Annotated in this window: 7 protein-coding genes; 4 read left to right on the top strand and 3 right to left on the bottom strand. The window is 73.9% G+C overall.

Annotation, left to right across the window (positions count from 1 at the left end; genetic code table 11):
• Positions 1 to 2,192: ComEC/Rec2 family competence protein (locus tag AC2CJA_RS21830; protein ID WP_484604375.1), on the top strand; the 2,192-nt coding region annotated here is incomplete at its 5' end.
• Positions 2,193 to 2,276: 84 nt separating this feature from the next.
• Here the strand turns inward: AC2CJA_RS21830 and AC2CJA_RS21835 are convergent.
• Positions 2,277 to 2,480, bottom strand: a complete 204-nt coding sequence (locus tag AC2CJA_RS21835; protein WP_484604376.1) for a hypothetical protein — start codon at positions 2,478 to 2,480, stop codon at positions 2,277 to 2,279.
• Between AC2CJA_RS21835 and AC2CJA_RS21840 the strand changes: the two genes are divergently transcribed.
• Positions 2,473 to 3,003 carry a DinB family protein gene (locus AC2CJA_RS21840; RefSeq protein WP_484604377.1) on the top strand — a complete coding sequence of 177 codons (531 nt, stop codon included), beginning with the start codon at positions 2,473 to 2,475 and terminating at the stop codon, positions 3,001 to 3,003. The genes AC2CJA_RS21835 and AC2CJA_RS21840 overlap by 8 nt on opposite strands.
• 49 nt (positions 3,004 to 3,052) lie before the next feature.
• On the opposite strand, the gene AC2CJA_RS21845 is transcribed toward AC2CJA_RS21840, so the two are convergent.
• A complete protein-coding gene (locus AC2CJA_RS21845) occupies positions 3,053 to 3,298 on the bottom strand; it encodes a hypothetical protein (protein WP_241713763.1) in 246 nt (81 codons plus the stop codon).
• A 121-nt stretch (positions 3,299 to 3,419) separates the two neighbouring features.
• On the opposite strand from AC2CJA_RS21845, the gene holA reads away from it, so the two are divergent.
• The gene (holA, locus tag AC2CJA_RS21850; RefSeq protein WP_484604378.1) at positions 3,420 to 4,412 is read left to right on the top strand and encodes a DNA polymerase III subunit delta; all 993 of its coding nucleotides are present in this window, start codon (positions 3,420 to 3,422) and stop codon (positions 4,410 to 4,412) included.
• A gap of 235 nt (positions 4,413 to 4,647) precedes the next feature.
• On the opposite strand, the gene rpsT is transcribed toward holA, so the two are convergent.
• Positions 4,648 to 4,914 carry a 30S ribosomal protein S20 gene (gene rpsT / locus AC2CJA_RS21855; RefSeq protein ID WP_484604379.1) on the bottom strand — a complete coding sequence of 89 codons (267 nt, stop codon included), beginning with the start codon at positions 4,912 to 4,914 and terminating at the stop codon, positions 4,648 to 4,650.
• 224 nt (positions 4,915 to 5,138) lie between these two features.
• Between rpsT and lepA the strand changes: the two genes are divergently transcribed.
• On the top strand, positions 5,139 to 7,016 hold the full coding sequence (gene lepA, locus AC2CJA_RS21860; protein WP_484604380.1) for a translation elongation factor 4: 1,878 nt from the start codon (positions 5,139 to 5,141) through the stop codon (positions 7,014 to 7,016).
• Positions 7,017 to 7,125 lie beyond the last annotated feature (109 nt).

The raw sequence follows: 7,125 nt of genomic DNA on the forward strand, positions 1-7,125 counted from the left end.
CGGCCGACCTGCACCGCGGCCCCCTGCCGGCGGCGGCCCGGCAGTACGCGCACATCGCCGCCGAGGTGGCCGTCACCGGTGACCCGCGCGTCGTCCGGCCCCGTGTACACGGCTCGGAGCAACTGGCGGGCACCGTGATGCTGCGCGCCGAGGCCCTGCGCGTCACCACCGCCGACGGCACGGTGACCGCCACCCGGTCGCCGGTGCTCGTCCTGGTGCGGGGGAGGGACTCGGCGGCCGGGCCGCCGGCGGAGTGGCTGGATCTGCTGCCCACCACCCGGCTGCGGCTCCGGGCGCGGCTCCTGCCACCTCGGGACGACGGGGCCGGGAACCGCGACATCGCCGCCGTCCTGAGGGTGAGCACCGGCGGGCCGCCCACGGTGACCGCGGGGCCGACGGCCCTCCAGCGCACCGCCGGAGAGCTGCGATCCGGGCTGCGGGAGGCCAGTGACGGGCTGCCCGGCGACGCGCGGGCGCTGCTGCCCGGGCTGGTCGTCGGGGACACCTCGCGCGTTCCGGCCGACCTCGACGCCGCCTTCCGGGCCGCCGACATGCTCCATCTGCTGGCGGTCAGCGGGGCGAACCTCGCGATCCTGCTGGTGCTGCTCATCGGACCACCGGGCAGAGCCGTACGCGCCGAACGCCGGGGCATGGCACCCAGGCTGGGGATGTCGCTGCGCGCCACCGCCGTCGCCGGAGCACTGCTCACCCTCGCCTTCGTGGTGGTCTGCCGCCCCGAGCCCAGCGTGCTGCGGGCAGCGGCCTGCGGGCTGATCACCATCGCCGCGATCGGTACCGGACGGCGGCGGTCCCTGCTGCCGGCCCTGGCCGCCGCCGTACTGCTGCTCGTGCTCTGCGACCCGTGGCTGGCCCGCGACTTCGGCTTCGTCCTCTCGGTCCTGGCCACCGGCTCGCTGCTCACCGTCGCCCCCCGCTGGAGCGAGGCCCTGCGCCGCCGGGGCGTGCCGGGCAGGCTCGCCGAGGCGCTGGCGGCGGCGGCAGCCGCGCAGGCGGTGTGCGCGCCCGTGGTCGCGGTCCTCGCGGCCCACGTCAGCCTGGTGGCGATCCCGTGCAACATGCTGGCCGAGTTCCTGGTCGCGCCCGCCACCGTGCTCGGCTTCGCGGCCCTGCTCACGGCGCCTCTGGCGCCGCCGGCGGCCGAGTGGCTGGCCCGGCTGGCGGGCTGGCCCACCGGGGCCGTCGCCGCCATCGCCCGGGCGGGGGCCTCCCTGCCCGGAGCCGAGATCGACTGGCCCGGCAGCTGGACCGGCGCGCTGCTGCTGGCCGCGCTCACCGCGGCGGTGGTCCTGACCGCCCGTCACCTGGTACGGCACCGGTGGCTGTGCGCGGCCTGCGCCGTGCTGCTGGCACTGGCGGTCCTGCGCCCCGCCCCGCTGGTCCGTCCGCTCACCGGCTGGCCGCCACCGGGATGGCGGCTGGCGGTCTGCGACGTGGGTCAGGGGGACGCGCTGGCACTGGCGGCCGGGGAGGGCGCGGCCGTGGTCGTCGACGCCGGTCCCGAGCCGGAGACGGTGGACCGCTGCCTGCGCACCCTCGGTGTCACCGCCATCCCCCTGCTGGTGCTCACCCACTTCCACGCCGACCATGTCGCCGGGCTGGCCGGGGTGCTACGGGGCCGTGCGGTCGGGGCGATCCAGACCACCACCCGGAGCGAGCCGGCCGGGCAGGCGGCGGCGGTACGGCGCGAGGCCGCCCGCGCGGGAGTGCCGGTGGTCGGGGCGGGCCCGGGGGAGCGGCGCCGCATCGGCGACCTGTCCTGGGAAGTGCTCTGGCCCCGTCGGCCGCCGCCGCCCGGACCGCCCTCCGCCTCGGGCGAGGACGCCAACGACGCCAGTGTCACCCTCCTCGTCCGCACGGCCGGCCTGACCGTCCTCCTCCCCGGCGACCTCGAACCCCCGGCGCAGCGCGGCCTGCTGACGGCACGCCCCGACCTGCCCGCGGTGGACGTCCTCAAGGTGGCCCACCACGGCTCCGCCCATCAGGAACCGGCCCTGCTGGAACGGCTGCGCCCCCGGGTGGCCCTCGTCTCCTGCGGAGAGGACAACCCCTACGGGCATCCGTCCCCGGGGCTTCTTTCCGGACTGCGTGCCCTGGGCTCCGCCGTTGTGCGCACCGACACCCACGGCTCCCTGGCCGTCACCGCGGACGGGACGGTGGCCGCGTCGGGCTGAAGGGCCGCCGGGGCGGCCGACGGCGCGGCGAGGGCCGTCTCCCGCTCCGGCTCACGGACCGAAGGACCGTCAGTGCGTGAGCCATCACCCGTCGCGCATCAGCTCCCGGTCGGCCGGTTCGTTCTCCTCGCGCCAGGCCAGCAGCCCCTCCGGCCGCAGCCGGAGGTGGACCCATCCGGGCCTCCCGCGCGGATCCCGGCCCAGCTTCGCGGCGAACGCGTCCGCCTCCCGCCCGGGTATTCCGTTTCCGGCCCGGGCCGTGGCGTGCCAGAGTCGGACGGTGGACACATCCCGACGCGACCTGCTGCGCCGCCGGTTCGACCTGACCTGGGCGCTGTTCGAGTACCACCTGGAACGCCTGGAGCCCGAGGACTTCCTCTGGGAGCCCGCTCCCCGGCAGTGCTGGACGGTGCGCCCGGACGCGGGAGGCAAGTGGGTGCCGGACTGGGCGGACACCGAGCCCGATCCCGTCCCGGTCCCCACGATCGCCTGGCTGAGCTGGCACATCGGCTGGTGGTGGGGCACGGCGTCCGACCACGCGCGGGGCCGGACGCCGCGCGGGCGCGGCGACATCGTCCGGCCGGGCGAGGGGAAGGCCGCCGTCGAGCGGCTGCGCGGTCTGCGCACGCACTGGCTGGAAGTGCTGGAAGGCCTCACCGAGGCAGGCATGGACGCCGCCGCCCCTTTCCCGTGGCCGGACGGGGCCGGGTACACGGTCGCCGACATGGCGGCGTGGGTGAACTCCGAGCTGATGAAGAACGCCGCCGAGATCGGCCAGCTCCGGATGCTGCGCGCCGCGTCCCCCGGCTGAGGCGGTCCGCCTCCGGGCCCGTTCGCCCCTACTCCCGCCCCCGCCGGCCTCAGTCCCTTTCCAGCCAGCCGTCGTACTCGGCGGCGAGGGCGTCCAGTCCGGCCGGGTCGTACGCGCCGCCCGGATCGTCGAGGACGATCAGCCACTGGGCGTCCTCCGCGTCGTCCTCGCCCGCCAGCGCCTCGCGGACCGGCCGCGGCTCCTCCGCCAGGCCGAGCCGTTCGGTGATCTCCTCGGCCACCTCCTGCGCGGCGTCGCGGTCGGGGAGCACCAGGATGTGTCGTACGTGGTCCACCGCGCCATTGTGCGACAGCCGCCGGGGCGGCCGGCGGACAGGCCCGGACTGCCGCGGTGGCCCCCGGCGGTGGCCCCGGCGCGGCCGGGGCTGTCGGCGGCTCGTGGGATGCTGGTGCGCGATGGCCGGTAAAACCAGGAAGTCCTCGACCGACGACCCCCTCGCCCCCGTCACGCTCGCGGTGGGCCAGGAGGATCTGCTGCTCGACCGCGCGGTGCGCCGGGTGACCGACGCGGCCAGGGCCGCCGACGCCGACACCGACGTGCGCGAACTCGCCCCCGCCGACCTGCGGCCCGGCACGCTGGCGGAGCTGACCAGCCCGTCCCTGTTCGCCGAGCGCAAGGTCGTGGTCGTCCGGGACGCGCAGGACCTCGCCGCCGACACGGTCAAGGACGTCAAGGCGTATCTGGGTTCACCGGCCGAGGAGATCACCCTGGTGCTGGTGCACGCGGGCGGCGCCAAGGGCAAGGGGCTGCTGGACGCCGCCCGCAAGGCGGGTGCGCGCGAGGTCGCCTGCCCGAAGATGACCAAGCCCGCCGACCGGCAGGCGTTCGTGCGCGGCGAGTTCCGCGCCGCCGGGCGCTCGGCGACACCGGAGGCATGCCAGGCGCTGGTGGAGATCCTCGGCAGCGATCTGCGTGAACTGGCCAGTGCCTGCTCCCAGCTCACCGCCGATGTCGAGGGCACCATCGACGAGGCGATCGTGGCCCGCTACTACAGCGGGCGTGCCGAGGCGTCCAGCTTCACCATCGCCGACCGGGCGGTGGAGGGCAGGCTGCCCGAGGCGCTGGAGGCGCTGCGCTGGTCGCTGTCCACGGGTGTGGCCCCGGTGCTGGTCACCAGCGCCCTGGCCCAGGGGGTGCGGGGCATCGGGAGGCTGATGTCGGCCCCGCGCGGGATGCGCCCCGGCGACCTGGCCCGTGAGCTGGGCATGCCGCCGTGGAAGATCGACCGGGTCCGCCAGCAGATGCGCGGCTGGTCGGCGGGCGGTGTGTCGGCGGCGCTGCGCGCGGTGGCCGAGGCCGACGCGGCGGTCAAGGGCGGCGGGGACGATCCGGAGTACGCCCTGGAGAAGGCCGTCATCACCATCGCCCGTGCGGCCCGCTCCCGCTGAGGCGGGGCGTGAGAAGCGGCGCGCGGGAGTGCGTGCGGAACGCGTACTGCCCGCCGTGGGGGATCACGGCGGGCAGTACGCGTCAGGCTCTCGGCCCGGAACTTCTCGGTGCGCCGCACCCGCGTGGCGAACGCAGGCCGCGTGCGGCGCGGTGGGCCGGCACGGAGCGGTGAGAGGGTCCGCTGGAGTCCGTCCCGGCACCGGGGTGGGGCCGCCGGCAGACGGCCCGGGGGCTTCAGCCCTTGAGAGCGGAGACCTTCTGGGCCAGCGCCGACTTCTTGTTGGCGGCCTGGTTCTTGTGGATCACGCCCTTGCCGGCGGCCTTGTCCAGCTTCCGGCCGGCCACGCGCGCGGCCTCGACGGCCTTCTCGGCGTCACCGGCGGCGATCGCCTCACGGGTGCGGCGGATCGCGGTCTTCAGCTCGGACTTGACCGCCTTGTTGCGCTGGCGGGCCTTCTCGTTGGTCTTGATCCGCTTGATCTGGGACTTGATGTTCGCCACGAAGGAGCCTTCTCGGGTGTGATGAGGTGTGATTCGGTGTCCCGTCGTCTCCCCGTGCGGTCCCGTCGCATCCGTTCGCGCGCCGGGCCCCGCGCGAGGGCGTTGAGACACAGTCGCCCAGGCTACCAGCAGGCCTGATCGGCTCCCAAACCGGACCGTAAGCGCCACTCATGGGACGATGGGGGAGACGTACCGATCCGAGCCATGACCCGACAGGACCCTGCGTGCCCGCGACCCCATCGAACGTGCCGGAGCCGAGCCGTACCGACCCGGCGCTGATCCGCAACTTCTGCATCATCGCGCACATCGACCACGGCAAGTCGACGCTCGCCGACCGGATGCTCCAGCTCACCGGTGTCGTCGAGCAGCGCCAGATGCGCGCCCAGTACCTCGACCGCATGGACATCGAGCGCGAGCGCGGCATCACGATCAAGTCCCAGGCGGTCCGCCTGCCGTGGGCCCCCACCGAGGGCGAGGACAAGGGGACGGCCCACATCCTCAACATGATCGACACCCCCGGGCACGTCGACTTCACCTACGAGGTGTCCCGCTCGCTGGCCGCGTGCGAGGGGTGCATCCTCCTGGTCGACGCCGCCCAGGGCATCGAGGCCCAGACGCTCGCCAACCTCTACCTGGCGATGGAGAACGACCTCACGATCATCCCCGTCCTCAACAAGATCGACCTTCCGGCCGCCCAGCCGGAGAAGTTCGCCGCCGAGCTGGCGCACCTCATCGGCTGCGACCCGTCGGAGGTGCTGAAGGTCTCCGCCAAGACCGGTGAGGGCGTCGAGGCGCTGCTGGACGAGGTCGTGCGGCAGGTCCCGGCCCCGGTCGGCGTCGCGGACGCCCCCGCCCGCGCGATGATCTTCGACTCGGTCTACGACGCCTACCGCGGCGTCGTGACGTACGTGAAGGTCGTCGACGGCAAGCTCTCCAGGCGCGAGCGCATCCAGATGATGTCGACCGGCGCCGCCCACGAGCTCCTGGAGATCGGCACCAACAGCCCGGAGATGCTGCCCGCCGACGGCCTGTCCGTCGGTGAGGTGGGCTATCTGATCACCGGTGTGAAGGACGTGCGCCAGTCCAAGGTCGGCGACACCATCACCCAGTTCTCCAAGGGGGCCACCGAGCCGCTGGGCGGCTACAAGGACCCCAAGCCGATGGTGTTCTCCGGCCTGTATCCGCTGGACGGGTCGGACTACCCCGAGCTGCGCGACGCCCTGGACAAGCTCCAGCTCAACGACGCCGCGCTGGTCTACGAGCCGGAGACGTCCGCCGCCCTCGGCTTCGGCTTCCGCGTGGGCTTCCTCGGCCTGCTGCACCTGGAGGTCATCCGCGAGCGCCTGGAGCGCGAGTTCGGACTCGACCTGATCGCCACCGCGCCCAACGTGGTCTACCGCGTGGACATGGAGGACGGCACCGAGCACATCGTCACCAACCCCAGCGAGTACCCGACGGGCAAGGTCGCCCAGGTGCACGAGCCGGTCGTCCGCGCGACGGTGCTGACGCCGAACGACTTCGTCGGCGCCGTGATGGAGCTGTGCCAGTCGCGGCGCGGCAACCTGCTGGGCATGGACTACCTGTCCGAGGACCGCGTCGAGCTGCGCTACACCCTTCCGCTGGCGGAGATCGTCTTCGACTTCTTCGACGCGCTCAAGTCCAAGACCCGCGGTTACGCCTCGCTCGACTACGAGCCGACCGGCGAGCAGACCGCCGACCTGGTCAAGGTCGACATCCTGCTGCACGGCGACAAGGTGGACGCCTTCTCCGCGATCGTCCACAAGGACAAGGCGTACAGCTACGGGGTCAGGATGGCCTCCAAGCTGCGCGAGCTCATCCCCCGCCAGCAGTTCGAGGTGCCCATCCAGGCCGCCATCGGCTCGCGCGTCATCGCCCGCGAGACTGTCCGCGCCATCCGCAAGGACGTGCTCGCCAAGTGCTACGGCGGCGACATCTCCCGTAAGCGGAAGCTGCTGGAGAAGCAGAAGGAGGGCAAGAAGCGCATGAAGGTGGTGGGCCGGGTGGAGGTCCCGCAGGAGGCCTTCATCGCCGCGCTCTCCTCGGACTCCGACGGCGGAGGCGACGCCAGGGGCAAGAAGTAGGTCCCGCCCGGACCCGGCCGCCCGGACCCGGTTGCACGGGCCGGCACGCGGGCGGCAGCCGCGGGACGGAGCGTCCGCTGGGCGTCCGCGGACCCGCACGGGTCCGCGG

This window comes from Streptomyces sp. ATLC9 (assembly GCF_057196705.1).

Bases quoted from the DNA above. Each gene is read 5' to 3' on its own strand.
- holA (WP_484604378.1), top strand. From the start codon at position 3,420: ATGGCCGGTAAAACCAGGAAGTCCTCGACCGACGACCCCCTCGCCCCC.